We start from the raw sequence: 2,876 nt of genomic DNA on the forward strand, positions 1-2,876 counted from the left end.
CCCGCAGACCTGACCCTGCGGCGCGGTGCGGCGCGGGTCCTGATCGACAACTGGACCGGCGCCTCCACCGTCCCCTCCCGCACCCTCTACCCGCACCAGTGGAGCTGGGACTCCGCCTTCGTCGCGATCGGACTGCGCCACCTCTCGGTGCGCCGCGCCCAGCGCGAACTGGAGTCGCTGCTGGCCGCGCAGTGGGCCGACGGACGCGTGCCGCACATCGTCTTCAACCCCGCGCTGCCGCACGGCGCCTACTTCCCGAGCCCCGACTTCTGGCGGTCCTCCACGGCCGGACGCGCCGCCGGCGCCCCCTCTGCCACGGAGACCTCCGGCATCGTCCAGCCGCCCGTGCACGCCCTGGCGGCCTGGCTGGTGCACCGAGCCGACCCCGACGAGTCCCGCCGCCGCGGCTTCCTCGCCCGCGTCCGGCCGCGCCTGGCCGCCTGGCACGACTACCTCCTGGACCGCCGCGACCTCGGCGGCGGCGGCCTCGCGGCCGTCGTCCACCCGTGGGAGCCCGGCATGGACAACAGCCCCTGCTGGGACCGGGCGCTCCAGCGGATCGAGCCGAGCCCGCCGGACACCTTCCGGCGCGCCGACCTCGACCACGGCCACCCGGCCGACCGGCCCACCGACCTCGACTACGGCCGGTACGTCCGGCTGGCCACCGAGTACCGGGACGCCGGCTACGACGACCGCGCCGCACCGCACCGGTTCGCCGTGGAGGACCCCTCCTTCAACGCGCTGCTGGCCGTGAGCGAGCTGGCGCTGGCCGCCCTCTCCCGCGAACTGGGCCTGCCGGGGGAGCGGCACACCGAGCGGGCGTCCGCGCTGACCCGCGCGCTGGTGGACCGCCTGTGGGACGCGGAGGCCGGACTGTTCCGCGTCCGCGACCTGCACACCGGCGCGCACGTCGACGAGGCGAGCGTCAGCGGCCTGGTCCCGCTGCTCGTCCCGCACCTGCCCGCCGACGTCGTGCGGAGCCTGCACGCCACGCTCACCGGAGCGCGGTTCAGCGCCCCCGCCACCCGGCTGGTCCCGAGCTACGACCTGACCGGCCGCGCCTTCGACCCCACCCGCTACTGGCGCGGTCCCGCCTGGTTCAACACGGCCTGGCTGATCGAGCGGGGACTGCGCACCCACGGCCTGACGCGGGACGCCGACGTGCTGCGCGCCGACTTCCTCGCCCGCGCCGGCCGGTCGGGATTCGCCGAGTACGTCGACCCCGCGACCGGCGCGGCCCGCGGCACCCGGCACTTCTCCTGGACCGCCGCCCTCACCCTCGACCTGCTGGCCACCGCCGGACCGGCGGACCACCCCGAGCGGCACGACGCGACGGAGGCACGGACATGAGCGCGGCCGCACCCGGCGTGCAACTCGTGCGCGAGGCCACCTTCGCGCGGCTCGGCACCCACGGCGAGATCACGGGCACCCGGGGCTCGGCGCCGGACGGGCTGTTCTTCCAGGACGCCCGCCACCTGAGCCGCTGGCTGCTGACCGTCGACGGCACCGCGCCGGCCGTCCTGGTGCCCGCCACGGCGGACGGCGACGACACGGCCGCCTGCGTCCTGACCCCCGAGGGCACCCGGGACCACCCGCCCGCCTACACCGTCTTCCGGCGGCAGAGCGTCACCGCGGGCACGCTGACCGAGCACCTGACGCTGGTCAGCAACCGTCCTGACCCCGTGACCGCCCGCGTCGAGCTGACCGTCGGCGCCGACTTCGCCGACCTCTTCGAACTCCGCGCCGACGACCGGCAGTACGTCAAGCCCGGTGCCGCGTATGAGACGCGGGACGGCGCCGACGGGCTCGTCCTCCACTACCGGCGGGCCGACTGGCACGCCCGGACGGAACTGACCTGCCACCCCGCCCCGGAGACGGCCCGGCCCGCGGCACCGGACGGGGACGGAACCGTCCGGACCCTGTCCTGGCGGCTGCCGCTCGACGCACACGGACGGGCCGAGGTACGGCTGACCGCCCGCGCCCACCCGCACGGGCACACCCCGCCCGCCCGGACGGCCACCGCCACCCCCGAACGGCCGCCGCACGGAGGCGAGTCCGCCCCGGACGACCTCGCCCGGACCTGCGAGCGCGGCCTGGCCGACCTGGACCTGCTGACCATCCCGGTCACCGGCGTCGACGGAGAGCGGCTGCACGTCCCCGCGGCGGGCATTCCGTGGTTCATGACCCTGTTCGGGCGGGACTCGCTGCTCACCTCGTACTTCCTGCTGCCGTACCGGCCCGGCACGGCGGCCGCGGTGCTGAGCGCGCTCGCCGCCGTCCAGGGCGAGCGTCACGACGCCTTCAGCGGTGAGCAGCCCGGCCGCATCGTCCACGAGACCCGGCACGGTGAACTCGCCCACTTCCGGCAGGTCCCGTACGGCCGCTACTACGGCGCCGTCGACGCGACCCCGCTCTTCCTCGTCCTGCTCCACGCCCACCACCAGACCACCGGCGACCGCATCCTGGCCCGCCGGCTGGAGCAGCACGCCCGGCGCGCGGTCGACTGGATGCTCACCGACGGCGGCCTGGAGGAGCACGGCTACCTCGTCTACACCCCCGACCCGGGCGGCCTGGTCAACCAGAACTGGAAGGACTCCGCGGGCGCGGTCTGCTTCGCCGACGGCACGCAGGCCGAGGGGCCCGTCGCCGTCTCGGAGGCGCAGGGCTACGCCTACGACGCGCTCCTGCGCACCGCCCAACTCGCCGCCGGAGTCTGGGGAGACGAGTCCTACGCCCGCCGCCTGCGGGAGACCGCCGCCGCGCTGCGCGCCCGCTTCACGGCGGACTTCTGGATGACCGGCGCCGACTTCCCCGCCGTCGCCCTGGACGGCGCGGGCCGGCAGGTCGACGCGCTGGCCTCGGACGCCGGGCACCTG

Annotated in this window: 2 protein-coding genes; both read left to right on the plus strand. The window is 76.1% G+C overall.

What is annotated here, in order from left to right:
- The coding region (locus IE108_RS34610; RefSeq protein WP_229852772.1) for an MGH1-like glycoside hydrolase domain-containing protein at positions 1-1,350 on the plus strand (1,350 nt) is incomplete at its 5' end.
- Positions 1,347-2,876 (plus strand): amylo-alpha-1,6-glucosidase (locus IE108_RS34615; RefSeq protein ID WP_189397850.1); only part of this gene is annotated, 1,530 nt, incomplete at its 3' end. The genes IE108_RS34610 and IE108_RS34615, both read left to right, overlap by 4 nt.

It is taken from the genome of Streptomyces parvulus (assembly GCF_014648855.1).
Classification (GTDB): domain Bacteria; phylum Actinomycetota; class Actinomycetes; order Streptomycetales; family Streptomycetaceae; genus Streptomyces; species Streptomyces parvulus.